Source organism: Streptomyces sp. NPDC097129 (assembly GCF_055668065.1).
Genome location: NZ_JBVOQE010000003.1, coordinates 651,512 through 674,463, shown reverse-complemented (window position 1 = coordinate 674,463; position 22,952 = coordinate 651,512). Strand labels below are relative to the sequence as shown.

Sequence of the window (22,952 nt, the reverse complement as noted above, 5' to 3'; positions counted from 1 at the left end):
CCGCCCCCGTCGGCACGGGACGGGGGCGGTGCGAGACGGGCACGGGGCGGGGGCGGTGCGAGACGGGCACGGGTGCGAAGGGGTGCGAGACGGGCACGGACGCGGGAGCGGGGCGAGACGGGCACGGAGGTGGGAGCGGGGCGAGACGGGTACGGACGCCCGGTGTCGCGGGACCCGGCGCCGGGAGGGCGGCGCGGTGAGACACGGCACCGGAAGGGCGGCGGTGCGGGCCTGCCACGGCGTGGGCGGCGCGGCGAGACACGCCGCCGGACGGACGAACGACCGGCCGAGCGCCCAAGTCGGTCATACCGTGCCACATATGATGAAACGCCACTTCTCCTACCTGGCATGCACCGCTGTGCTCGCCGGAGCCGGAATCGGCGCGGCCCCGTCCGCGCCCCAGCCCCACACGCACGTGGTGCACCCCGGGCAGTCCATCCAGAAGGCCGTCGACGCCGCGCGTGCCGGTGACACCGTGCTCGTCACCCCCGGCACCTACCACGAGAGCGTCACGGTGCGCACGGCCGACCTCACCCTGCGCGGCATGGGCCGCGACACAGTGATCAAGCCGGCCACCAAGAAGGCCACGACCAGCTGCGCCGCCAACGGCAACGGCATCTGCGTCATCGGCAACAAGAACCACAACCTCAAGGGCGTCACCGTCGCCTCCCTCACCGTCACCGGCTTCCCCAAGAGCGGCGTGTTCGCCATGGCCACCGACGGGCTGACGGTACGCCGGGTGAGCGCGGTGAAGAACGGCGTCTGGGGCATCGCCCAGGAACGCTCGGTGCGCGGCGTGTTCGTGCGCAACACCGCCCGGGACAACGGCGACGCCGGCCTGTTCCTCGCCAACACCATCACCGCCGAGGCGGGCGCGACGAACACCCAGGGCACGGTCGTCGAGTACAACCGGCTCGAGGGCAACCGGATCGGCGTCACCGTGCGCCGGCTGCGCAACCTGACCGTCGCGCACAACGGCATCAGCGGCAACTGCGCGGGTGTCTTCGTCGTCGGCGACGAGAACAAGCCCAAGGCCGGCGACATGACGGTGGCCGACAACCGCATCGCCCAGAACAACAAGTCCTGCGCCAAGACCGCACGGCTGCCCGCACTCCAGGGCTCCGGCATCGTGCTGACCGGCGCCGAGAAGGTGCTGGTGACCGGCAACGAGGTCACGGGCAACTCGGGCGCCTCGCCGCTGTCCGGCGGCATCGTGCTGTTCAAGAGCATGGTGGGCGCCACCAGCGAGCGGAACACGATCCGGGACAACAAGCTGTCGGGCAACGCCCCGGCCGACCTGGTCAACGCCGACACCGCAAAGAACAACACCTTCACGGGCAACACGTGCGCGGCCTCCCGGCCCGCGGGCCTGTGCTGATCCCAGGACGCGACGCCCGGTGAATCCGGACAGGAAGGAAGGCGGCGCATGACGACCGCACAGACCGCCCCACCGCCGCCCATGCGGCTGAGGGAGCTCGTGTTCGGGGCGGCGTGCGCCGCCGCCCTCCGCGCGGCCGCCCGGCTGGGCGTCGCCGACGCGCTGGGGGAGACCCCGACGGCCGTGGAGGACCTCGCGGCCGCCGTGAAGACCGAGCCCAAGCCGCTGCGGCGCCTGCTGCGGGCCCTGTCCTGCTACGGCGTCTTCGCCGAGCAGGCGGACGGCACCTTCGCGCACACCGAGATGTCCCGGCTGCTGCGCGAGGACGACCCGCACAGCCTGCGGGCCATCACCCTGTGGTGCACCGAGCCGTGGACCTGGGACGCCTGGCCCCGCCTCGACGAGGCCGTGCGCACCGGCCGCAACGTCGTCGAGGAGCTGTACGGCAAGGAGTTCTTCACCTATCTCCACGAGGACGCCCCGGAGTCGGCGGCCGTCTTCAACCAGGCCATGACGACCTCCAGCCGCCAGTCGGCGCAGGACGTCACGCGCCTCCTCGATTTGTCGGGGAGCGCGTCGGTGGCCGACATCGGCGGCGGCCAGGGACACGTGGTCGCCGGCTTCCTGGAGAAGTACCCGGCGATGCGGGGCACCCTGCTCGACCTGCCGGGCGTGGTGGAGAACGCAGACCCGCGGCTGCGCGAGGGCGGCGCCCTCGCCGGCCGGGTGGACATCGTCGCCGGCGACTGCCGGGTCGCCATCCCGGTGAAGGCCGACGTCTACATCATCAAGAACATCCTCGAGTGGGACGACGAGAGCACCGCGCGGTGCCTGCGCAACGTCGTCGAGGCGGGCGGCCCGGGCACCCGGGTCGTGGTGATCGAGAACCTCGTCGACGACACCCCGTCGATGCGGTTCAGCACCGCCATGGACCTGCTGCTGCTGATGAACGTCGGCGGCGCCAAGCACACCACCGACAGCATGGTGCGCCGGCTGACGGCCGCAGGGCTCGTCATCGACGACATCAGCCCCGTCAACCCCTATCTGCACGCCTTCGACTGCACCGTGGCCGGCTGACCGGCCGGCCACCCGCAACGACGACGGAGGCGGGACCGCTCGGGTCCCGCCTCCGTCGTCCTGCGCTGGGGCACGTCACTCCTGCGGTGAGCGGCGGTCCGTGATCGGCTCCATCCGGGCCAGCGCCACCACGTGCCCCAGGTCCACGCCGCCGGCCACGGCGCCCTCGCCGTCCAGCAGCGTCGTCAGATCAGCGACCTGCCGGGCGTCGGTGAGGCCGAGGACCCGGGCCGGGTCGGCGTCCAGACCGCCGCGCACGTCGAGCAGCCGTACCACGATCTCGTCGCGCTGGAAGATCGTGCTGCGCAGGACCGGGCTCTTCGGGTCCTCCGCCGCCGATTCGTCCCGCTGCGCGAGCAGCTGCGCCAGCCGCATGCCCTCGCCGGGCCGGGCCGGGTAGTACAGCGCGTGCCGCTCGCCCTCCGCCTCCCGAAGCCCCTGGTCCGTTGTGACGTGGTGGACGGCCGGCAGCCCGGCGCGGGTGAAGAACACCCGCGCGGAGTCCGGGTCGTCGAGGTCACGGTCCTGCTCCAGATGCGGGTTGATGGCCTCCTCAACGGCCCTCACCTGCGGCTGGCGCGCCACGTGACGCAGCGCCGCGAGCAGGTCGCCGCGCACCTCGATGGCCCGCACGACCCGGTTGCCGTGCATGAACAGGGACGTGCGGCACAGCCGGGTGGTGTCGTCGACGCGCGGCTCCGGAGAGGCGTAGTCGGCGAGGATCTTGGCGACGACCTCCTCGGTGCCCGGCTTGACCGTGAAGGTCAGCGCGTGCCGGATGACGCCGTCGCCGATCCGCGGCGAGGCCTGCAACTGAGCCGTGGGGGCGGCCGCGGGGGCGGGTCCGGACCCGGTCTCGCGCACGACGTGGAAGCGCAGCGAGCGGGTGTCCCGGACGCAGCCGTGCAGCGGCCGCACCATGCGCACATGCTCCTCGCTGTTGACCCAGGCGAGGAACGGCGGGGCGCTCTCCCACTCGCTCGTGATGAGCCACTGGGAGGGGTTCTCGATCGACTGGCACAGCTGCTCGCTGACATGCCCCGGCACGGACGCGACATGGCTGCACAGCTGCTCGTAGGCGTCCAGGAACTGCTGCTGGGCGCCGTCGTTGACGTCCACCAGCAGGACGACCCGCAGCCTGGAGCCGTCGAACACGGACTGGGAGACCCTCTGCGACGCCTGCCGCGCCGGCGGTCGTTCTGAGGTGGTGGTCATCCTGCGCACGTCTCCTTCGCGGGACAGCGGAACACGGGGAAGCTGGTCCGATCCTGGGCCGCTCCCGCCACCGCCGCGACTCGTGCGGACCACGCGGGTGAGTGCGGGGAGGGCGCCGGCCCGGGAGGTGAGGAGAAAGGCCCCGAGGGTACTCACCGCCCGTACCGCCCGCACGTGGAGGTGTGCCGTGTCCCGACCCGCAGACCGTGTCCAGGACCTCTGGGGGGCCAGGACCCCGTACGCGCCCGGCAGCCCCTGGCCGCAGCGCACCGACCAGCATCTGGCCGACGGGGTCACCGAGGACCAGGTGGAACGCTGGGTCCCCGCGGCCTCGGTGCTGCACTCCAACGGGGACGCCATGGACATCGCCGTGGCACAGGGCCGGATCGTCGGTGTCCGGGGCCGGCCCGGCGACCGGGTCAACCACGGCCGCCTCGGCCCCAAGGACCTGTACGGCTGGCAGGCCAACAACTCCCCGGACCGCCTCACCCGGCCCCTGGTGCGCCAGGGCGGGCGGCTCGTCGAGACCGGCTGGGACACCGCGATGGAGCGCGTCGTGGGCCGCAGCAAGGAGCTGCTCGACGGCAAGGGGCCCGGTTCGATCGGCTTCTACACCACGGGCCAGCTGTTCCTGGAGGAGTACTACACCCTGGCGGTGCTGGCCCGGGGCGGTATCGGCACCAGCCACCTCGACGGCAACACCCGGCTGTGCACCGCCACCGCCGGGGAGGCGCTGAAGGAGACCTTCGGCTGCGACGGGCAGCCCGGCTCCTACGAGGACATCGACCACTGCGACACCCTCGCGCTGTTCGGGCACAACATGGCCGAGACGCAGACCGTGCTGTGGGCGCGCGTCCTGGACCGCCTGGAGGGCTCCGCGCCGCCCCGGCTGGTGTGCGTCGACCCACGCCACACGCCTGTGGCCCGGCGGGCCGAGATCCACCTCGCCCCGCGCCCCGGCACCAACGTCGCCCTGCTCAACGCACTGCTGCACGAGATCATCCGCACCGGCCGCATCGACCGCGACTACCTCGAGCGCCACACCGTCGGCTTCGAGGAACTGGCCGCCATGGTCGAGCCGTGCACCCCGCGCTGGGCCGCTGGCATCTGCGACGTACGGGAGGCCGCCATCCAGGGCGCGGCGGAGATCCTCGGCGGCGCCGAACGGCTCACCTCCACCGTCCTGCAGGGCATCTACCAGTCCCACCAGGCGACCGCGGCCGCCATCCAGGTGAACAACCTCCACCTGATCCGCGGCATGCTCGGCCGTCCCGGCTGCGGGCTGCTCCAGATGAACGGCCAGCCCAGCGCCGAGAACACCCGCGAGTGCGGCGCCGACGGCGACCTGCCGGGCTTCCGCAACTGGCAGAACGACGAGCACGTCGCCGAGCTGGCCCGGCTGTGGAACGTCACGCCCGAGACGATCCCGCATCACGGCCCGCCCACCCACGCGATGCAGATGTTCCGCTACGCCGAGCAGGGCTCGATCCGCATGCTGTGGATCTCCGGCACCAACCCCGCCGTCTCCCTGCCCGAACTCGCCCGCATCCGCTCGATCCTCGGCCAGGAGCGGCTGTTCGTCGTCGTGCAGGACCTGTTCCTCACCGAGACCGCCCAGCTCGCCGACGTGGTCCTGCCCGCGGCGACCTGGGGCGAGAAGACCGGCACCCTCACCAACGCCGACCGCACCGTGCACCTCGCCGAGAAGGCCGTCGAACCGCCCGGCGAGGCCCGCCCCGACCTGGACATCTTCCTGGAGTACGCGCGGCGGATGGACTTCCGCGACAAGGACGGCGGCCCGCTGATCACCTGGCACGACCCCGAGTCGGCGTTCCAGGCGTGGCAGCGGTGCAGCGCCGGACGGCTGTGCGACTACACCGGCCTCAGCTACGAACGGCTGCGCGCCGGAGGCGTCCAGTGGCCCTGCACCCCCGACGCGCCCGACGGCACCGCCCGCCTGTACACGGACGGCTTCCCCTTCGCGCACCCCGAGGCCTGCGAGAGCTTCGGCAAGGACCTGGTCACCGGCGCCACCATGGAGCCCGTCGAGTACCGCTCCCTCAACCCGGACGGCAAGGCGCTGCTCAAGGCCGCCGAGTATGTCCCGCCGCACGAGGGCACCTCGCCGGAGCACCCGCTGATGCTGATCACCGGGCGCACCGTGTACCACTTCCACACCCGCACCAAGACCGGGCGCGCCCCCGAACTGAACGCCGCCGCGCCCGACGTATGGGCCGAGATGAGCCCCGAGGAGGCCTCGCGGCAGGGCCTGACCGACGGCGACCTCGTCCAGGTCACCACCCCGCGCGGCGCGATCCGCGCCCGGTTGCGCACCACCGCCATGCGCGACGGCACCGTCTTCGTGCCGTTCCACTACGGCTACTGGGACACCCCGCAGGGCCACCGCCCGCCCGACGACGGGCCCGGCCGCGCCGCCAACGAGACGACGATCACCGACTGGGACCCCGTCTCCAAGCAACCGCTGTTCAAGACCGGCGCGGCCCGCGTCACCCTGGTCGCCCGCCGTGACACCGCGGCCCGCGCCCGCACCGAGGCAGGGAGCAGGACATGACCGGCATCAGCGTCACGCTGCGCGCCCTGCACGACGGGGAGCGCGATCTGGAGGAGGCCCTGCTGGCCGCCGCCGAACGGCACCGCGCGGACCACGAGTTCCACCATGTCGCCCTCGACTGCGCCCGCTGGTCGCGCGAGCACAGCACCCGGCTGGCCGCCCTCGGCCACCACTACGGCCTCGACCTGCCGGGCCCGCACGACCACCCGACGCCCGGCGCCCTGGCCATGCTGCGCGAGAAGGCCGCCGAGGCGCTGGGCCGGCGCCCCGAGACCGGACTGCTGCTCCTGCACGACCTGCGCGATCTGCACCTGGCCGCCGGCCGCAACTCCGTGCACTGGGAGATGCTCGCGCAGGCCGCGCAGGCCGCCCGTGACGAGCGTCTGCTGGACGTGGTCTCCTCCTGCCATCCGCAGACGCTGCGTCAGATGCGCTGGACTAACACGATGATCAAGGTGCTGTCGCCACAACTGCTGCTGAGCACCTGAGGGCAGGTCCCACGCAGGCGGGGGTGCCCAGCCCGGCCGGGGGGTCAGCCCGGCCGGGTGAAGGTCTCTCCGGTCTGCTGGGCGCGCAGGTCCTCCAGGGTGCGCTGCTGGCGGGCGGCGCGCTCCAGCAGTTCGTCCAGCCGGGCCGCGTCCAGGCGCGGCTCCACGGCCGTGAGCCGGCGCAGCGACTGCCAGCCCGACGTCTTGCCCTCCACCGCCAGCCGCAGCAACTCCAGCTCCAGCAGCGTGCTCAGCGGGGAGCGGCGCACCAGGCGGCCGTTGGTCTTGAGCCGGCCCGCCTTCTCGCCGAGCCAGCCCGCGTACGCCTTGTACCGGCGCACCGGGACGTCCACCGCCCGCATGATCTCCACCAGGCTCCGGCGGTCCTGGTCGATCTCGGCGGCGACCGGCCGCAGCGCCGCGCCGAGCGCGGTGCCCCGCTGCGCACGCGTCAGGTACCGCACGCGCTCCACACCGGCGGTCGCGCCCGCGAGGTGGTCGTTGAGGTAGATGCCGAGCAGGCCCCTGTCCACGGCGCCGGGCGATCCGTCGTTCATCGTTCCTCCTCATGGCGGCCGTCCCCGTGTCCCGGCTCGGCCATCCTGCGGTGCACCGCCGCCTTGGCCGCGTCGGGCAGGACCTTGTCGGCCACGCCCTGCGCCTTCGTCCTCAGGGAGCCGGTGACCAGCTTCTTGCGGCCCTTCATCACCGCCTCGAACGCCTGCTCGGCGACCTGTGCGGGATCGTCCTTCTCCGCGCTGCCGACCCGGGTGTCCGCCATGCCGGCGCGGCGGAAGAAGCCGGTCTCAGTCGGTCCGGGCATGAACGAGGTGACGGTGACGCCGGTGTCCTTCAGCTCCTCCTGCAGGGCCTGGGCGAAGGACTGCACGAACGACTTCGAGGCGTTGTACACCGGCTGGAACGAGCCCGGCATCATCGCCGCGATCGACGACGTGAACAGCATCCGGCCCACCCCGCGCGCCACCATCTGCCGCAGCAGCGGCTTGGCCAGCCGGACCGTCGACGTCACGTTCAGGTCGATCACCGCCTGGTCGTCGGCGAGGTCCGTGTCCACGAAGGCGCCGCCCTGCCCCACCCCGGCGTTCAGCGCGGCCACGTCCACCTCCAGACCCGTCGTGGCCGCGACGAGCCGGTCCACGCCCACGGGGTCGCGCAGATCCGCGCGCACGGCCCGCACCGAGACGCCGGTCTCCCGCAGCCGCTGCGCCGCGTGCTCCAGCCGGTCGTCCTCGGCGTTCACCAGCAGATCGAAGCCGGCCAGCGCGAACTGCCGGGCGAGTTCGAATCCGATGCCGCCGGAGGCCCCGGTGACCAGGGCGAGCGGCCGTGAGTCAGTCATGCCGACCAAGTAACCGTGCCCCGCCCCGCCAACCGTCCACCACCCCGTGTTCGTCCAGCGGCCCCACTGTCAGGCCCGCCGTCCGGCAGCCGTCGACGATGCCCGGGAGCGCGGCGAGCGCGGCGCGCCAGCAGCCGGGGGCCGAGGTGACGTCGGAGTCGTGCAGCAGGATCGTGCCCCCGCCGCGCAGCTGCGCCGTCACCGTCGCCCGCACCGACGCGGGAGTCGCGTCGGCCGTCCAGTCCCGGCCCCAGGCGCTCCACAGCACCGGCCGCAGCCCGGCGGCGCGGGCGGCCGCCCAGCGTCCGGAGGTGAGGATGCCGTACGGCGGCCGGTACCAGCGCGGACGGCATCCCGTCAGGTCCCGCACCGCCGTGACCGCGGCCCGCACGTCCCGGGCGTCGCGCACCGGCGCCGGCAGCCAGGGGCGGGTGTGGGCCCAGCCGTGCACGGCGACCTCGTGGCCGCGGCGGACGGTCTCGCGCAGTACACCGGGATGGGCGGCCGCCCGCGCGCCCAGCACGAAGAACGTCGCCCGCACCTCCAGCTCGTCCAGCGCGTCCAGGAAGCGGGGAGTGGACACCGGGTCGGGGCCGTCGTCGAAGGTGAGGGCGATGTGCCCCGCACGCCCCACCCCGGCCAGCCCCGGCAGCCAGCGCCGCCGCGGCCCCGGCAGCCAGGTTCCGGCCGGCCCGATGTGGGTGAGCGCCAGCCCGACGGCGCCGAGGACGGCCGTACGGCTGAGAGCGGCGGTGTTCAACGGCGCTTAGCCTCCTCGTTCGGCTGCCGGGGGGAGTCCCAGGCGCCGGAGACCGACGGCGCCCGTGCCAGCCCCACACTTCCCAGGCCGATCAGCGTCACACCCATCAGTTCCGGCACGATCCGCACGCCGAGCGCGATGTGCTCCTGGAACAGGGCCCAGCCCAACGCCACACTGGTCAGCGCGTCGCCCAGGGTCAGAGCGGGCTGCGACGCCGCCAGCGTGCCCGCCCGCAGCGCGCCCTGCAACAGCAGGAACGCCGTCAGCCCGGCGACCACCGTCGCGTACGGCGGCCACTGCTCCAGGACGGCGCCCACCCCCTGCGGCAGCCGGCCCATGACCTCCTTCAGCAGGGCGGCCGTACAGGCGAACGACACCGCCGACGCGAGGCCCAGCAGGGCGGCGCGCGGCGCACCCGTCACCGTCCGGGCCACCAGCCCCACCCCCGCCACCACGCCGAGGGCCACCGCCCCGGCCAGCAGCCACCGCCCCGGTGACGCGGTGGTGCGCGCCCCCGACGGCGCGGCCGTGCCGAGGAACAGCGCCAGCCCGGCCGCGAGCGCCGAGAACGCCAGCCAGGTGCGCCGGTCGGGCCGGTGCCCGAAGACCACGCTGCCCACCGCCAGCGTGAACAACAGCTCCGCGGTCAGCAGCGGCTGCACCAGCGACAGACTGCCCCCGGCCAGTGCCGCGGCCTGCAGCACCGTGGACGCGACCAGCAGCAGCGAACCGGCCAGCCAGTACGGCCGGCGCAGCAGGTGGGCGAACAGGCGCAGCGCGCCGCGGGCCCCGACGCCGTCCGCGGGCTCCTCGGCCGCGGCACGCCGCTGGAACACCGACGCGGAGGCGTTGGACAGCGCCGCGAGCAGCGCGAGGACGACGGTGAGCGCGGTCACCCGGCGCTCTCCCGTCGGCTCGTGCGGTGACTCATCCCGCGGCTCACCCGAACCGGGCGGCGAGCCGCCGGTACAGGCCCGGCGCCATGCCGTGCACCCGCACGGGCAGCCGCAGCCAGCCGGGGACGTACACCTCGTCCAGGTCCCGGCGCACGGCCCGCCAGACGGCGTCGGCAACCCGCTCCGGCGGAACCGGCTTGGGCCGCGCACGCCGGTAGGGCTCGCCCCGGCGCTCGAAGAACGGTGTGGCCACGACCCCCGGGACCACATGGCTGACCCGCACCCCGGTGCCCTCCAGTTCGTAACGCAGCGCGTCGGCGAAGATGCCGAGCGCGGCCTTCGCGGCCGAGTAGACCGCCTCGCCGCGCACCCCGACGGCGCCCGCGAGAGAGCCCACGAGCACCACCCGTCCGGAGCCCGCCCCGACCATGTGCGGCACCATCTGCCGCACCAGCCCGATGGTCGCGGTGAGGTCCACGTCGATCACGTCCTGGATGGAGCGCGGCGGCATGGTGCGGAAGTCGCCGGCCCAGCCGATGCCCGCGCCCGCCACCAGCAGGTCCACCCGGCCGGTGCGGTCCAGCACGAAGTCGGTCAGCCGCCGGTCGGCGCCGGGCGCGGTCAGATCCGCCGGGAAGACGGCGCCGGACGCCTGCCCGGCGACGCGCTCCAGGCGCAGCATGTCGCGGCCGTTGAGCACCAGGTACCAGCCACCCGCGGCGGCCAGCCGGCGGGCGACGGCCGCGCCGATGCCGGAGGACGCGCCGGTCACCACCGCCACGCCCCGGTGCGCGGGCCGGCCGTCGGCGCCGAGCAGCCCGGGATCGGCGACCCGGCCCGGCACGCCCGCGGGCGTCTGGTGGGCGGATCGGGCACTGAGCGGGGCACGGGGCATGTCAGGTGACCTCGGAGTGCGACGGAGAACGCCGGAGAGGAGTATCCCCTCCGAAGCCTGCCGAAACGCCCACGACCCGGGGCGGACCGGGTGATTCCGTTCCCATGAGGGCCCGGAACGCGGCCGCCCGGAGGGGCGGCGCCGCCCGGCACGCGGGCCTGCCCCGGGCCCGTGACCGTTTGGGCGGTGGCGGTGCGGGGGACAGCCGGAAGACGTGAACGACACCTCCGCCGCCGCCACGGGCGGGCCCCGGCGCATCCTGGTCGTCAGCGCGAGCATGGGCGCGGGCCACGACACCGTGGCCGCCGAACTCGTGCGCCGGGCCAGGGAACGCGGTCACCGGGCCGACGTCCTCGACGTCCTCGGCCTGCTGCCCCACCCCCTGGGCGGACTGGTGCGTCGCGGCTACCGGTCCTCCGTCCTGCACGCCCCCTGGGCCTACGAGGGTGTCTACCGCGCGCTGCTGCGCCGCGGCGAAGGGCCGCGCCCCAGCGGTGTGCCGCTGGCCCGGCTCGCCGCGGGACGGTTCCTCGAGCGGGTGGAGGACGGCGGCGCCGACGTGGTCGTGCCCGTCTTCCACCTCGCCGCGCAGCTCACCGGCCATCTGCGGGAGCGCGGCCTGCTCGGCGTGCCGAGCACCGTGTGCCTCGTCGACTTCGCGGTCCACCGCCAGTGGCTGCACCCCGGCAACGACCGCTACTTCTGCCTCACCGAGCAGGCCGCCCGCGAGGTCCGCGAGGACACCGGCACCCCGGCCGAGGCGACCGGCCCCGTGGTGTCCCCCGACTTCTTCGCACCCGAGAACGACTCCCTGCGTGCCGCCGCCGGAGACAGCGCACCGGCCGGCGCCGCCCACTGGCGCGAGCGTTTCGCCCGCCACGCCCACGGTGACCGGCCCGTCGTATTGTCCGCGGGCGCCTGGGGAGCCGCCTCCCGGCTGCCCGGCACCGCCCGGCTGCTCGCCCGCGCGGGCTTTCTCCCCGTCGTACTGTGCGGCCGCAACGACCGCCTGCGCGCCCGCTGCGCCGAACTGCCGGGCGTACTGACGCCGGGCTGGGTCGAGGACATGCCGGGGCTGCTGCACGCGGCCCGCGCGCTCGTCGACAACGCGGCGGGCCAGACCGCCGTCCAGGCCCTGGCCGCGGGGCTGCCCGTCGTCGCCCACCGGCCCGTGCCCGGCCACGGCGCCGAGGGCGTCGCCCGGATGGCGGCGCTCGGCCTGTCCGACGCGGCCGCCGACGACAAGGCCCTGCTCGCCTCACTCGAACGGCTCACCGCCGACGGCCCCGAGCGCACGGAGCGGATCGCGCGCGGGCGCGCGCTGTTCCGGCAGGACGTGCTGACCCGGGTGACCGAGAGCGCCCGCACGGTGCCGGCGTGAGCCATCGCGGGACACCGGTGTGATCACCGTCGGGCGTGTTCCCGGCCGGCCGCCGGGGCACCCGGCCGGCATGAACGTCACCGACCGCCTCGTGCCCGACCGCACCCTGGCGGCCCTCGCCCAGGGCTACACCTGGCTGCCGGGCCTGCTGCGCCACGCCCCCGGCGGCGCGGCGGCCACCCGCGTCCTGGGCCGCCCCGCGCTCGTCGTACGCGGGCCGGAGGCGGTGCGGTTCTTCTACGACGAGGACCATGTGCACCGCTCCGGCGCGCTCCCGGGCCCCGTGCTGAGCACCCTGTTCGGGCACGGCGCCGTCCACACCCTGGACGGCGACGCCCACCGCGCCCGCAAGCGGCTGTTCCTGCCCCTGCTGCACGGCGACCGGATCGCCGCCCTCGTCGAGCACGTGACCGTGGCCTGGGACGACGCCGTACGGGACTGGGGCGCCGCCCGGCAGGTGGTGCTGTTCGACGCGGCGGCCGAGGTGCTCACCCGGGGCGTGTGCCGCTGGGCGGGCGTCCCGCTCGACGAGGACGGCGGCGAGACCGAGCGGCTCGCGCACGACCTGGTGGCGATGGTCGACGGCTTCGCCACCGCCGGCCCCCGCCACTGGCGGGGCCGCCGCGCCCGCGGCCGGCAGGAGAAACGCTTCGCCCGGCTGGTCGAGGACGTGCGCGCCGGGCGGGCCGAAGCCCCCGAGGGCTCCGTGCTGGCGGCCGTGTGCCGTCACCGGGACACCGGCGGGGAGGAGCTGGACGCACGCACGGCCGCCGTCGAGCTGCTGAACGTCGTCCGCCCCACGGTCGCCGTCTCCTGGTTCGTGGCCTACGCCGCGCACGCCCTGCACCGGTGGCCGCAGCACCGCGAGCGGCTGCGCGGCGGTGACCTCTCCTACGCCGCCGCGTTCGTGCACGAGGTGCGCCGCTTCTACCCCTTCGCGCCCTACCTCGGCGGCCTCGCCGTCCAGGACCTCACCTGGCAGGGCGTGCCGGTGCCGGCCGGCGGGCTCGTCCTGCTCGACGTCTTCGGCCAGAACCACGACGCCGGGCTGTGGGGCGACCCGTACACGTTCCGGCCCGAGCGGTTCCGCCGGCACGTCGTCGACCGCGACGAGCTGATCCCGCAGGGCGGCGGCGACCCGGCCACCGGTCACCGCTGCCCCGGCGAGGGCCTGACCATCGGGCTGCTCGAAGCGCTCGCCCTGCGGCTGGCCGCCCTCGACTACACGGTGCCACCGCAGGACCTCAGGATCTCCCTGCGCCGCCTCCCGGCGCGGGTGGCCGACGGCTTCGTGCTCCAGGACGTCCACCTCCCGGCGACACCCCGCACGGCCCACGCCGCCGCCTGAGTTCACGCCCGGCGTGCTTGAGCCCACGCCGGGCGCGCTCGCCACGTCCCGCGCTTGCCACGTCCGCGCTCGCTACGGCCCGCGCCGCCTGGGCTCACCCCCCGGAGGCGCCCCGCGCGGTCCACCCGCCCGAACTCACGCCCGGCTTGCGTCGGCCACCCCCACCGCGAACCCGCCCCGGCCGTCGAACCGGACGTCGTACACGGCGTCGAAGCCGTCGGCGGGCCCGGGGCTGCGCAGCCTGCGCAGCGTGGCGTGGATGCCGACGTCCGGCACCCGTGCGCGACCCGGGCGCTCGGCGTTGCGGCGCAGCGAGGCCGCCAGGTCCGGAGCGAACCAGTACGCGACGACCCGCGCCCCGTGCGCGCGCGCCGCCGCCACCAGGGGACGCCACTCGTCCGGCGAGGGGTTGGTGTTGTCCACGGCCACCGACCGGCCGGTCGCCAGAGCCTCCTCCACCAGCCGCATCTGCCGGGCCTGCTTGTGCCGGGCCGAGCGCGGGAACCGGTCCTTGCTCACCGCCACATGGCCGTCGCGGAGGAACCGCTCACAGAACGTCGTCTTGCCGGACGCCTGCAGCCCCACCAGCACCGCCAGCTCGGCCACCGCCCTCAGCCCTCGGCGTTCTGCTGCGCCCACGTCCAGGCGTACTGCAGCACGTCCGCCGCCGTGACGGCGGTCAGCCCCGCGCACACCAGCCGGGTGCCACGGGGAGCGACGACGTAGGAGCACACCAGCACGCCCGCCACCCACGCCGAGGTGCAGAACGGGCACGACACCAGGTCGCCCACGGCCCGCTGCACACCACCGCCGCGCGGCTCGTCCATCACCTCACCGGCCTCGCCCTGACGGGCGCGCCGGGTGAACGGCGCCCGCAGAAAACTGGTGATCTTGTCCCGGGTGAGCAGCCGGGAGGTCTTGAACACCGCCGCGCCCATCAGGGCGACGTCCCACGGCGGCACCTGCTCGGGCGGCCGGACGCCCCGGCGGCGGGCCACGGCCGCGAACAGCGCGGCCCCCGCCGTGAAGGTCGTCGCGAGCGCGGCGTACCCCCCGAGGGGAACCTCGCCCTCGTCGTCGTAGCGGGGTGCCGTCATGAAAATCCTCCCTGGTCGGCGCGTCGGGCCGGGCCCGAGTGCCCCGCCGCGCGCACGGCCACACTCGACCGCACACTGAACACATCGCCCATGCGTTTCGAGAACACGTCACCCACGCGTCTGGGTACCGGGCCGCGGGGCGTGTTTCCCCCGGGCGGCGCAGGCAACCCGGTGCCGACGGCACGACGTGCGCGCCCGGCGGCCTGTGCCCGCCGTCGCGTTCCGAGGAGGTCCGGATGACCGTCACCGAGCCCTCGCCGCCCGCCCGGGGCGCCCCCCGTATCGGTGTGCTCGGCTCCTACGGAGGCTTCAACACCGGCGACGAGGCCATCCTCGCTTGTGTCCTGAGCTGTCTGCGCACCCAGCGGCCGCAGGCACGGCTCGTCGTCTTCAGCCGCGACGCCGAGCACACCCGCGCCCACCAGCGCGAGGCCGACGAGGTCGTCGACTGGGAGGGCGTCCCGCAAAGGCCCGTGCTCGACGAGCTGGCCGGCCTGGACCTGCTGGTGCTGGGCGGCGGCGGCATCCTCTACGACGGCGAGGCCCGCCGGTATCTGCGCCTGGTCGGCGCCGCACAGGCCCGGGACGTGCCCACCTTCGCCTACGCGGTCGGCGCCGGTCCGCTGCGCGAGGCCGACGACCGGGCGGCGGTGCGCGCGGTGCTGCCGGCCATGCGGGAGGTCGTGGTGCGCGACGAGGAGTCCCGGCTCGTGCTGGAGGAGGTCGGCATCGACCGCGACCTCACCGTCACGGCCGACCCGGCCCTGCTGCTGCCTCCCGAGCCGTTCACCGAGCAGATGATGCGGCAGGAGGGCGTCCCGGGCGGGGTGCGGCTGGTCGGCATGTCGGTGCGCGAGCCCGGCCGGGCGGCGGAGAAGCTCGACGAGGGCGACTACCACGCACTGCTCGCCGACGTCGCCGACTTCCTGGTCCGCCGGCTCGACGCACACGTCGTCTTCGTGCCGATGGAGCGCCAGGACGTCCGGCACGCCCACGGCGTGCTGTCCCGGATGACCGCGCCGGACCGCGGTCGTATCCTGCACAACGCCTACAGCCCCGGCCAGATCCTCGGCTTCATGAGCCACCTGGACCTGGTCGTCGGGATGCGTCTGCACTTCCTGATCTTCGCGGCGCTGTCCGGGCTGCCGGTGCTGCCGCTGCCGTACTCCGGCAAGGTCTTCGACTTCGCCCGCCGCCTCGGCGCGCCCGCGCTGGTCGGTGTCGCCCGTGAGCAGGCCGGGCTGCTGCTGGCCGAGGTGGACCGGCTGTGGGACGAGTTCCCGCAGCGACGCGGCGACTTCGACGAGCGGGTCCGGCAACTGCGGGAACGCTCCCGCGAGACCTGTGTGCGCTGCGGCGCGCTCCTCGACACCTTGCCGACCCTGCGGGCCGGCCCGGCCGGTCCCACCGGCGACGACCACCTGGACGGTGGCGGGCCGCCCCGGCGGGCCCCCACGGCCTTCCCGGTCTGACCTCCCACCGAGCCGCCGCCCCCTGCCCAGCGCCCCGGAACCAGCCGACGGGAAGACGACATGCCCCTCCTGGAACCGCCCCCAGAACCCCGCACCGTCACCCTGCCCCCGCGCCCGGCACGGCACGGCGGCCGCACGGACGTCCTGGTCGTCGGCGGCGGACCGGCCGGCACCGCCGCCGCCCACTCCGCCGCGGAGGCCGGCGCCGACGTGGTCCTCGTGGAGCGCTACGGCTTCCTCGGCGGCAACGCCACCGCCGCCCTGGTGATGCCGCTGATGTCGTTCCACAACGAGCAGAAGCAGGCCGTGTTCGACGAGGCCGGGGCGGACGGCCGGCTGCTGCCCTCCGACCACGGCGAGGGCGAGGCGGTCGTGGCCGGGTTCCTGTGGCGGCTGCTGGACCGGCTCACCGCGCGCGGCGGCTGCGTTCCGCCCTCCCTGGACACCGGCTACACGGTCCCCTTCGACCCGGAAACCTTCAAACTCGTCCTCCTCGACCTGCTCGACGAGGCCGGCGTACGGCTGCTGCTGCACTCCTTCGCCTCCGCCGCGCTGCCCCTGGACGACGGCTGGCGGGTGGTGTTCGAAACCAAGTCCGGGCCGGTGGTCATCGACGCGGACGTGGTCGTCGACGGCACCGGCGACGGCGACGTGGCGGCCGCCGCGGGGGCGCGGTTCGAGGTCGGGCGGCCCGAGGACGGGCGGGTGCAGCCGATGACGCTGATGTTCCGCGTCGCCGACTTCGACCCCGAGACCTTCGCCGGGTACGTGCACGCGCACCCCGACCAGTGGCGCGGCGTGCACGGGCTGTGGGACCTGGTCGAGGAGGCCACCAAGGCCGGCGAACTGCGCCTCGCCCGCGAGGACATGCTGTTCTTCGGCACCCCGCACCCGCATGAGCTGAGCGTCAACAGCACGCGGGTCACCAGGGCCCTCGGCATCGACGTGTGGGACCTCACCCGCGCCGAGTGCGTCGCCCGCCGCCAGATGGAGCAGATCGACCGCTTCCTGCGCACCCGGGTGCCGGGCTTCGAGCGGGCGTACGCCGTGCAGAGCGGCACCCAGATCGGGGTCCGCGAGACCCGCCGCATCCTCGGCGACTACCACCTCACCGGCCACGACATCCTCGGCGCACGCTCGTTCCCGGACGTCGTCGCGCACGGCGCCTACCCGGTGGACATCCACAACCCGCGCGGCACGGGCACGGTCCTCAAACGCGTCCCGCGCGGCCGCTTCTACGACATCCCGCTGCGCTGCCTGCTGCCGCAGGGCACCGAACGCCTCCTGGTGGCCGGGCGCTGCATCTCCGGCTCCCACGTGGCGCATTCCTCCTACCGCGTCATGCCGATCGCCATGGCGACGGGCCAGGCCGCAGGCGCCTGCGCCGCCCTCGCCGTGCGCCTCGGCCGCCCTCCACGCAGGGTCCCCGCCCACCTGGTCCAGCAGGAACTGCTCCGCCAGGGCGCCCGCCTGCACCGCCCGGACGAGGAACCGGCACAGGCGGCGTGGGGTCAGTAGGGCTTCACCGGCGGGCGCGTCATGCGGACCCCACCCGGCGCCCGGGACGCCCGAGGGTGGTTGGTTCACGCCTCGTTGTCCCTCCAGCGGCCGCCCTGGGGAGCCGTGTCGTAGCGGGTGGAGCGGTCGGCGTTGCCGGTGAAGTCGTTGTCGGTGACGCGGCCGCCCTCCCAGAGGCCGTCGGGCGTGATCCACAGGGCGTGGGTCTGGGTGCGCGGCTCCTGGTCGTCCCAGAAGCGGTTGCCGTGCACATGCGGGCGGCTCAGCGGGGCCGCCACGGTGAGGCCGGCCCGCGGGGCGGGCGAGTCCGGCAGGCGGTAGGCGGCGCCCGGCGGGGGAGTGCCCTCGCTCCAGGCCGTGTCCGCGCCGGGACGGCAGGGCGCCAGGGTGAGTTCCGTCGACGTGTTGCGCAGGACCACCGCGCTCTGCCCGCCCACCGTGACCCGCTTGCCCAGGTGGCCGCCGGCCGGCCAGTCGGCGTGCTCGTCGATCACCGACCGCGCCAGGTACCGGACCCCGTCCCCGCCGCCCGCCCCCGCGGGCGCGGCCCGCCGCCCGTTGTCGCGGAACCGGTTGCCGAGGAAGGCCGGCTCCCGCAGCCCGGCGTCCACCCGCACCCCGTCCAGCGCGTTGCCGCGGATGTCGTTGGACTCCAGCACGACGTCCGTGGCCGGTTCCTGGTCGCCGCCCGCCAGGTTGTGCTCCCAGTACCCGTACCGCCCGTTGTCGCTGATCCGGTTCCCGCGGAAGGCGTACGGCCCCGGCGTGTTCCCGACCCCGATCCCGTCGCGCACGTTGCCGTCGACGACGCAGCCCGTGACGACACCGCCCCGCCCGCCGATCCCGGACGTGCCCTGCGAGGACACGTCGAACCCGGCCTCGTGGTTGCCGAGCATCGTGCAGTTGGCGACGAGCAGCCCGTCCGCGCCCCAGTCGGAGATGCCGAACCGGTTGTCCTCGACGTGGCAGGCGGTGATCCGGATGCCCCGCGGCGGCGTCCACCGCGCCTGCTGCAACTCCAGGAAGATCCCGTTCGTGCCGTTGCCGGTCGCCGTGCACGCCGTCACCGTCAGCCGCTCCACGTCCCCCCAGCCGCCCACCCCGATCCCGATGCCGGCGCCGCCCATCTTCTCCCCGGGATCCTGCGCCCCGCACCGCTCGGCCAGCACCCCCTCCACCACCGTGTCCTGCAGGAAGTCGCAGCCGAAGCCGGTCGCGGCGGCATCGTGGACGTACAGGTCGCTGAAACGGCCGCGCAGCACGTACTGCAAGCCGAGCCCCTTGGCCAGTGGGTGGTAGTCGGTCGTCCGCGCGCCCGACCCGTCGATCTCGAAATGCGCGAAGGTGACGTCGGCCAGATGGTTGTGCGGCCCGGCGTCGTGCTGCTGGGAGGTGAACCAGGCCAGCGGCACCGGCTGGGACGGACGGCCGGGATTGCGCAGCACGAAGCAGGTGGCGCCGCGCCCGGCGCCGAGCAGCGACACCCCGCTGCGCCACATCACCGGCTCGTCGAGGATCACATAGCGGCCCGGCGGGACCAGGATCCGGCGCGCCGTCCCGTCCGCCGCGCAGGCCGCGCCCAACTCGTCGACCAGGGCGGCGAGCGCCGGCCGGTCGTCGGTGGTGCCGTCGCCGGCCAGCCCGTAGACGCGTGCGTCGACCGTCAGGGGAGTGGACATCGGCTCCTCCTCTGCGCGGGGGTGCGCGAGCCGAGTACCGGGGTTCCGCCCCCGGCATGCGTGCCCGGGCCCACGGTTCGCCCGGTGCCGCCGGCCGAAGGCGACGACCCGCAGCCGGGCCGGGGCGTCGGGCCCCTCCAGCGCCGCCGGGTACCCGTGCGCTCGTACAGCGCAGAGCGCGAGGAGCGGACGCTGCCTCCGCAGTCACGCGCGCCCCCTGCCCCGGCCCGCACGTCACGGCGCCGCGACCCGGTCGGCGGCCTCGACGACGAACCGGATCTGCTCGGCCACGGGGGCGGCGGTCCGTCAGCCTGGACACCCCGGTCGACGAGGCGGGCGAGACGGTCGTCGGCGACCTCATCCCGGACACGGACGTTCTCCAGGCTCCCGAGGTCGCCAGGTCGCCCGGCAGGTGGGCCTGACCCGGGAGCCGGTGCGCCGGCTCGAAGATCAGTCGCCGGCAGTCGCCGGCTCTGCTGCGGGAGCACGAAACGGGCGAACGCCTTATGGAGTGGGCGAGTTGACCCTCCGTCCCACCCGCGTTCTCACGAGACGATCACACTTCCGCCATCTCCTTGCCTAAGTCAATCAATTGTCCTACCTTCGTGGGCCGTATCGATGCGCGCTGCCCTCACGGAGGCTCGACAGCCATGTCTCACGCTCACCCCCGGCCCGCCGAGGAGGTGTCCGCTCCCGGGCGGACGAACCTCGTGGTGGCGGTGCTGGCCCTCGGCGGGATCGTCGTCTCGCTGATGCAGACCCTGGTGATCCCGATCGTCCCGGAGCTGCCCAGGCTGCTCGACGCCTCCGCCTCCGACGCGGCCTGGGCGGTCACCGCGACTCTTCTCGCGGCCGCCGTCGCCACGCCGGTGATGGGCCGCCTCGGGGACATGTACGGCAAGCGCCGCCTGCTGCTGGCGAGTGTGGTGCTGCTGGTGGCGGGTTCGGTCACGGCCGCGCTCAGCGACAGCCTGGTGCCGATGATCGTCGGCCGGGCGCTCCAGGGCCTGGCCTCCGGTGTGATCCCGCTCGGCATCAGCATCATGCGCGACGAACTGCCCGCCGAGCGCCTCGGTTCGGCGACCGCGCTGATGAGCGCCTCCCTGGGCGTCGGTGGCGCCCTGGGCCTGCCCGCCGCGGCGCTGATCGCGGACCACTTCGACTGGCACATGCTCTTCTGGACCTCCGCCGCCCTCGGCGCGGTGGCCTTCGCGCTGGTCCTGGCCCTGGTGCCGGAGTCGGCGGTGCGCACCGGCGGCCGCTTCGACGGCATCGGCGCCCTCGGCATGGCGACGGGCCTGGTCTGTCTGCTGCTGGCCGTCTCCAAGGGCGCGGACTGGGGCTGGGGCAGCGCCACCACCCTCGGCCTCTTCGCGGCGGCGGTCGTCGTCCTGCTGCTGTGGGGCCTGTACGAACTGCGCACCACGGAACCGCTGGTCGACCTGCGCACGACCGCCCGCCGTCAGGTCCTGGTCACCAACCTCGCCTCGATCGCGTTCGGTTTCTCGATGTTCGCGATGTCCCTGGTGCTGCCGCAGCTGCTCCAGCTCCCCGAGGCGACCGGCTACGGACTCGGCAGGTCGATGCTGGTCGCCGGTCTCGTCCTGGCGCCGACGGGTCTGGTGATGATGGCGACGGCGCCCGTCTCCGCCGCCGTCTCCCGCGCCAAGGGCCCCAAGGTGACCCTGATGCTCGGCGCGGTGATCGTCGCCGCCGGCTACGGGCTGAACATCTGGCTGATGAGCGCCGTGTGGCAACTCGTCCTCGTCTCCTGTGTGATCGGCGCCGGTGTCGGCTTCGCCTACGGCGCGATGCCCGCGCTGATCATGGGCGCGGTCGAGCCGTCCGAGACCGCCGCCGCGAACAGCCTCAACACCCTCATGCGGTCCATCGGCACCTCCGTGGCGAGCGCCGTCTCCGGGGTCGTCCTGGCCCACCTGACGACGAAGCTCGGACCGGTGGCACTGCCGAGCGAGAACGGGTTCAAGGTGGTGATGGCCACCGGGTGCGGGGCGGCGGTCCTCGCCCTGCTGGTCGCCGCCTTCATCCCGGGCCGCCGCCCGGCCGCGGCGCCCGCCGCCACCGAGGACCCGGCACCCGCTCCGGCGGAGGAACCCGCACCGGCCGTCGCCGGGACCGGCGAGGAAGCCGTCGGCGCGGCGGTCGCCGTACCGCTCGCCCGGGCGGTCGCCGAACTGGTGGCGACGGTCCCGGGCCTGGCCGGCGACGAACCGGCGCCCGGCGGAGTCGACGTACGGGGCCGGGTGCGCGGCGCCGAGTCCGCGCCGCTCCCGGGGGCCGCGCTGACGCTGATCTCCCTCGAGGGACGGCAGTTGGGCCGCGCGGTCGCCGACCCCGACGGCTCCTACGCGCTGCGGGCGCCCGGACCGGGGACGTATGTGCTGATCGCGGCCGCGGACGGCTGCCGGCCGCAGGCCACCACCCTCGTCGTCACCGGCGCCGACGTCTCCCACGACGTGCTGCTCGACGGCTCCGGCGGGCTGAGCGGCGTCGTGCGGTCCGCTGACAGCGGGGCGCCCGTCGCCGGCGCGGTCGTCATCGTCACCGACGTCCGCGGCGACGTCCTGGCCACCGGACGCACCGACGCCCTCGGCGAGTTCACCCTGACCGATCTGGTGCCCGGCCCGGTCACGCTCGCGGTCAACGCTCCCAAGCACCGCCCGCTGGCCCAGCACGCCGAGATATCCGCCACCGGAGTCACCCGCGTCGACGTCGACCTCACCGCGGGCGCGTACGTCCGCGGCACCGTGCGCGGCGCCGGCGCCCCGCTCGCCGACGCCCGGGTCACCCTGATGGACGCCGCGGGCAACGTCGTCGGCACGACCACGACCGGCGCCGACGGGGCGTACGCCTTCTCCGACCTCGACAGCGGCGCCTACACGGTGATCGCGACCGGATACCCGCCCAAGGCGACCGGGATCAGCGTCGCCGGCGGGGGAGACGGGGAGCACGACATCGAACTGGCCCACCCCGCGGCGTAGCGGACGCGCCCGCCCCGTGGCGGGCACGACGGTGTCCTGTCCGCCCCCGTGCGGACAGGGCACCGTGCTTGCGTGCGCCGGGTCAGCGGTGCGTGCTCGGCAGGTGCTGGTAGCAGTCGGCGCGCCAGCCGCCGTCGCCCTGCAGGTTGTCCAGCAGGCTGTTCCCGGTGTTCTTGCCGACGACGCCGTCGGCCGTCAGACGCGACGCCGTCTGGAAGCGCTTGACGGCCTTCTCGGTGCCGGCGCCGAAGTCCCGGTCCTCCTTGATGGTGGCGTGGTGGGTGCGCTTGGCCCAGTCGTTGTAGCCGTGCTGGACGCACAGCACGGGCACGCCGTGGTCGCCGCGGTGGACGTTCGGCACGTCGGGCCGCGCGGAGGCGCTGCCGACCGAGCCGAGCATCAGGCCGGCGCCGAGGGCGGCGGTCACGGTGGTGAGGGCGAGCTTCCTGCGCAGGGTCATGGCTGGTTCCTTTTCCGTGAGATGACGCGTGAGATGTCACGTGAGGTGTCGTGGGAGGGGCGCCGTGCGGTGCGCTGCGACGGTGCGGAGTGCGCCGCGCCCCGGCTCCCCTCCCCGGCAGCACACACGGTGCCCGGCTGGATCCGGCCCCCGCCAGCGCCACCGGGGCAGCCGGTGGGTGACGGCACGGCCCATGCCCTGACCTGCTGGGACGTGCCGCCCCCTGACAAAGCGGTGGGACGCTGGGCGGGGTCGGGATGCGGTCACAGGCGCGCCGGGCCGCAACCGCGCTCCCCGGCAGCCCGCGTCCTCCTCGGCGACCGCACCGACCACCACGTCATACGCGTACGGGGA

19 protein-coding genes and 1 pseudogene are annotated in these 22,952 nt (G+C 74.6%); 10 read left to right on the top strand and 10 right to left on the bottom strand.

From position 1 onward, the window contains the following. Positions 1-319 precede the first annotated feature (319 nt). Together AC0B9F_RS13775 and AC0B9F_RS13770 are read left to right on the top strand one after the other, a co-directional pair. Positions 320-1,378, top strand: a complete 1,059-nt coding sequence (locus tag AC0B9F_RS13775; protein WP_472002082.1) for a right-handed parallel beta-helix repeat-containing protein — start codon at positions 320-322, stop codon at positions 1,376-1,378. A gap of 48 nt (positions 1,379-1,426) precedes the next feature. Continuing rightward, entirely contained in the window at positions 1,427-2,455 is a 1,029-nt protein-coding gene (locus AC0B9F_RS13770; RefSeq protein ID WP_472002080.1) for a methyltransferase, read from the top strand. 75 nt (positions 2,456-2,530) lie between these two features. Here the strand turns inward: AC0B9F_RS13770 and AC0B9F_RS13765 are convergent, their stop codons facing one another. After that, positions 2,531-3,670, bottom strand: coding sequence for a SchA/CurD-like domain-containing protein (locus AC0B9F_RS13765; RefSeq protein WP_472002078.1), 1,140 nt, complete (start codon positions 3,668-3,670; stop codon positions 2,531-2,533). 187 nt (positions 3,671-3,857) lie between these two features. On the opposite strand from AC0B9F_RS13765, the gene AC0B9F_RS13760 reads away from it, so the two are divergent. Together AC0B9F_RS13760 and AC0B9F_RS13755 are read left to right on the top strand one after the other, a co-directional pair. After that, complete coding sequence (locus AC0B9F_RS13760) at positions 3,858-6,242, top strand: molybdopterin oxidoreductase family protein (RefSeq protein ID WP_472002076.1); 2,385 nt, start codon at positions 3,858-3,860, stop codon at positions 6,240-6,242. Then, positions 6,239-6,730 (top strand): hypothetical protein, encoded by a 492-nt coding sequence (locus tag AC0B9F_RS13755; RefSeq protein WP_472002074.1) that lies wholly within the window; start codon positions 6,239-6,241, stop codon positions 6,728-6,730. The genes AC0B9F_RS13760 and AC0B9F_RS13755 overlap by 4 nt, the downstream gene beginning before the upstream one ends. A gap of 44 nt (positions 6,731-6,774) precedes the next feature. On the opposite strand, the gene AC0B9F_RS13750 is transcribed toward AC0B9F_RS13755, so the two are convergent. The 5 genes from AC0B9F_RS13750 to AC0B9F_RS13730 are packed head-to-tail and all read right to left on the bottom strand — an operon-like array spanning position 6,775 to position 10,641. Then, positions 6,775-7,287, bottom strand: a complete 513-nt coding sequence (locus AC0B9F_RS13750) for a hypothetical protein (RefSeq protein WP_472002072.1) — start codon at positions 7,285-7,287, stop codon at positions 6,775-6,777. Next, positions 7,284-8,090, bottom strand: coding sequence for an SDR family NAD(P)-dependent oxidoreductase (locus tag AC0B9F_RS13745; RefSeq protein WP_472002070.1), 807 nt, complete (start codon positions 8,088-8,090; stop codon positions 7,284-7,286). The genes AC0B9F_RS13750 and AC0B9F_RS13745 overlap by 4 nt, the downstream gene beginning before the upstream one ends. Then, complete coding sequence (locus AC0B9F_RS13740) at positions 8,083-8,850, bottom strand: polysaccharide deacetylase family protein (RefSeq protein WP_472002069.1); 768 nt, start codon at positions 8,848-8,850, stop codon at positions 8,083-8,085. The genes AC0B9F_RS13745 and AC0B9F_RS13740 overlap by 8 nt, the downstream gene beginning before the upstream one ends. Further along, positions 8,847-9,746, bottom strand: coding sequence for a DMT family transporter (locus AC0B9F_RS13735; protein ID WP_472002067.1), 900 nt, complete (start codon positions 9,744-9,746; stop codon positions 8,847-8,849). Before AC0B9F_RS13735 ends, AC0B9F_RS13740 begins: the two co-directional genes overlap by 4 nt. A gap of 43 nt (positions 9,747-9,789) precedes the next feature. After that, on the bottom strand, positions 9,790-10,641 hold the full coding sequence (locus AC0B9F_RS13730) for an SDR family NAD(P)-dependent oxidoreductase (protein WP_472002065.1): 852 nt from the start codon (positions 10,639-10,641) through the stop codon (positions 9,790-9,792). 277 nt (positions 10,642-10,918) lie between these two features. Between AC0B9F_RS13730 and AC0B9F_RS13725 the strand changes: the two genes are divergently transcribed. After that, on the top strand, positions 10,919-12,022 hold the full coding sequence (locus tag AC0B9F_RS13725) for an MGDG synthase family glycosyltransferase (protein ID WP_472002159.1): 1,104 nt from the start codon (positions 10,919-10,921) through the stop codon (positions 12,020-12,022). A 70-nt stretch (positions 12,023-12,092) separates the two neighbouring features. After that, positions 12,093-13,370, top strand: a complete 1,278-nt coding sequence (locus AC0B9F_RS13720) for a cytochrome P450 (protein WP_472002063.1) — start codon at positions 12,093-12,095, stop codon at positions 13,368-13,370. 135 nt (positions 13,371-13,505) lie between these two features. Here AC0B9F_RS13720 and AC0B9F_RS13715 read toward each other — a convergent pair whose 3' ends face one another. Both AC0B9F_RS13715 and AC0B9F_RS13710 read right to left on the bottom strand, forming a co-directional pair. After that, the gene (locus AC0B9F_RS13715; protein WP_472002061.1) at positions 13,506-13,976 is read right to left on the bottom strand and encodes an AAA family ATPase; all 471 of its coding nucleotides are present in this window, start codon (positions 13,974-13,976) and stop codon (positions 13,506-13,508) included. A gap of 5 nt (positions 13,977-13,981) precedes the next feature. After that, positions 13,982-14,467: a DUF1360 domain-containing protein gene (locus AC0B9F_RS13710; RefSeq protein ID WP_472002059.1), complete on the bottom strand. Its 486-nt coding sequence runs from the start codon at positions 14,465-14,467 to the stop codon at positions 13,982-13,984. A 236-nt stretch (positions 14,468-14,703) separates the two neighbouring features. Here AC0B9F_RS13710 and AC0B9F_RS13705 point away from each other — a divergent pair, with 236 nt between their 5' ends. After that, positions 14,704-15,939, top strand: coding sequence for a polysaccharide pyruvyl transferase family protein (locus AC0B9F_RS13705; RefSeq protein ID WP_472002057.1), 1,236 nt, complete (start codon positions 14,704-14,706; stop codon positions 15,937-15,939). A gap of 60 nt (positions 15,940-15,999) precedes the next feature. Continuing rightward, the gene (locus AC0B9F_RS13700; RefSeq protein ID WP_472002055.1) at positions 16,000-17,457 is read left to right on the top strand and encodes an FAD-dependent oxidoreductase; all 1,458 of its coding nucleotides are present in this window, start codon (positions 16,000-16,002) and stop codon (positions 17,455-17,457) included. Between the two features lie 65 nt (positions 17,458-17,522). Here the strand turns inward: AC0B9F_RS13700 and AC0B9F_RS13695 are convergent, their stop codons facing one another. After that, a complete protein-coding gene (locus tag AC0B9F_RS13695; protein ID WP_472002053.1) occupies positions 17,523-19,136 on the bottom strand; it encodes a right-handed parallel beta-helix repeat-containing protein in 1,614 nt (537 codons plus the stop codon). Positions 19,137-19,429: 293 nt separating this feature from the next. On the opposite strand from AC0B9F_RS13695, the pseudogene AC0B9F_RS13690 reads away from it, so the two are divergent. Further along, positions 19,430-19,660, top strand: a pseudogene (locus tag AC0B9F_RS13690) (RNA polymerase subunit sigma); the annotation flags it as partial. Between the two features lie 126 nt (positions 19,661-19,786). Then, entirely contained in the window at positions 19,787-22,138 is a 2,352-nt protein-coding gene (locus tag AC0B9F_RS13685; RefSeq protein WP_472002051.1) for an MFS transporter, read from the top strand. Between the two features lie 82 nt (positions 22,139-22,220). Here AC0B9F_RS13685 and AC0B9F_RS13680 read toward each other — a convergent pair whose 3' ends face one another. Continuing rightward, on the bottom strand, positions 22,221-22,598 hold the full coding sequence (locus tag AC0B9F_RS13680; protein WP_472002049.1) for a peptidoglycan-binding domain-containing protein: 378 nt from the start codon (positions 22,596-22,598) through the stop codon (positions 22,221-22,223). Positions 22,599-22,952: the final 354 nt, after the last annotated feature.

Excerpts from the sequence above, each read along its gene's own strand:
- AC0B9F_RS13685 (WP_472002051.1), top strand. The coding sequence starts at position 19,787 with ATGTCTCACGCTCACCCCCGGCCCGCCGAGGAGGTGTCCGCTCCCGGG.
- AC0B9F_RS13765 (WP_472002078.1), bottom strand. The coding sequence starts at position 3,670 with ATGACCACCACCTCAGAACGACCGCCGGCGCGGCAGGCGTCGCAGAGG.
- AC0B9F_RS13725 (WP_472002159.1), top strand. The coding sequence starts at position 10,919 with ATGGGCGCGGGCCACGACACCGTGGCCGCCGAACTCGTGCGCCGGGCC.
- AC0B9F_RS13680 (WP_472002049.1), bottom strand. The coding sequence starts at position 22,598 with ATGACCCTGCGCAGGAAGCTCGCCCTCACCACCGTGACCGCCGCCCTC.
- AC0B9F_RS13775 (WP_472002082.1), top strand. The coding sequence starts at position 320 with ATGATGAAACGCCACTTCTCCTACCTGGCATGCACCGCTGTGCTCGCC.
- AC0B9F_RS13705 (WP_472002057.1), top strand. The coding sequence starts at position 14,704 with ATGACCGTCACCGAGCCCTCGCCGCCCGCCCGGGGCGCCCCCCGTATC.
- AC0B9F_RS13750 (WP_472002072.1), bottom strand. The coding sequence starts at position 7,287 with ATGAACGACGGATCGCCCGGCGCCGTGGACAGGGGCCTGCTCGGCATC.
- AC0B9F_RS13710 (WP_472002059.1), bottom strand. The coding sequence starts at position 14,467 with ATGACGGCACCCCGCTACGACGACGAGGGCGAGGTTCCCCTCGGGGGG.
- AC0B9F_RS13730 (WP_472002065.1), bottom strand. The coding sequence starts at position 10,641 with ATGCCCCGTGCCCCGCTCAGTGCCCGATCCGCCCACCAGACGCCCGCG.
- AC0B9F_RS13700 (WP_472002055.1), top strand. The coding sequence starts at position 16,000 with ATGCCCCTCCTGGAACCGCCCCCAGAACCCCGCACCGTCACCCTGCCC.
- AC0B9F_RS13755 (WP_472002074.1), top strand. The coding sequence starts at position 6,239 with ATGACCGGCATCAGCGTCACGCTGCGCGCCCTGCACGACGGGGAGCGC.
- AC0B9F_RS13770 (WP_472002080.1), top strand. The coding sequence starts at position 1,427 with ATGACGACCGCACAGACCGCCCCACCGCCGCCCATGCGGCTGAGGGAG.
- AC0B9F_RS13695 (WP_472002053.1), bottom strand. The coding sequence starts at position 19,136 with ATGTCCACTCCCCTGACGGTCGACGCACGCGTCTACGGGCTGGCCGGC.
- AC0B9F_RS13745 (WP_472002070.1), bottom strand. The coding sequence starts at position 8,090 with ATGACTGACTCACGGCCGCTCGCCCTGGTCACCGGGGCCTCCGGCGGC.
- AC0B9F_RS13720 (WP_472002063.1), top strand. The coding sequence starts at position 12,093 with ATGAACGTCACCGACCGCCTCGTGCCCGACCGCACCCTGGCGGCCCTC.